Below are 457 nucleotides of genomic sequence, written 5' to 3' on the forward strand. Positions count from 1 at the left end.
GTCCTAATGGATTCGATGTGATGAACCCGGTGCCACATGCTCACTCCCGCCCTTGATCGCCCAACGCTGGAAGACTCGCAGACCCTTGCCGAGGTTGAGCGAACCATTGCCTCTGGAGTGGGCAAGCTGCGGTTCAGCCCTGAACTCGAACGACGTTACGAAGCGGATACCCAGCAACAACGCCGTCGATTCATCACGGTAGTCGGCATCGGTGGCGGCCTGATCTACAACCTGTACCTGCTCAGCGACTGGCTGATGTTGCGCGACATGTTTTTCTACGTCGCAATCGGCCGACTGTGCGTGATTACCCCAATGTTCATCGCCTTGCTGTTGTAGATCCAGCGCATGACGTCTCGTCGTGCGCTGGAAACAACCGCAGCGGTCGGCACTGTGCTGTCCTCGCTGATGCCGATGGTGGTCATGACCTACAGCGAAAGCCCGCACCAGCTCCATTACC

1 pseudogene is annotated in these 457 nt (G+C 58.0%); it reads left to right on the top strand.

Annotation, left to right across the window (positions count from 1 at the left end):
• Positions 1–36 precede the first annotated feature (36 nt).
• Positions 37–457: pseudogene (locus EE949_RS01080) on the top strand (GGDEF domain-containing protein); the annotation flags it as partial.

It is taken from the genome of Pseudomonas viridiflava, from assembly GCF_900602065.1.
Taxonomy (GTDB): domain Bacteria; phylum Pseudomonadota; class Gammaproteobacteria; order Pseudomonadales; family Pseudomonadaceae; genus Aquipseudomonas.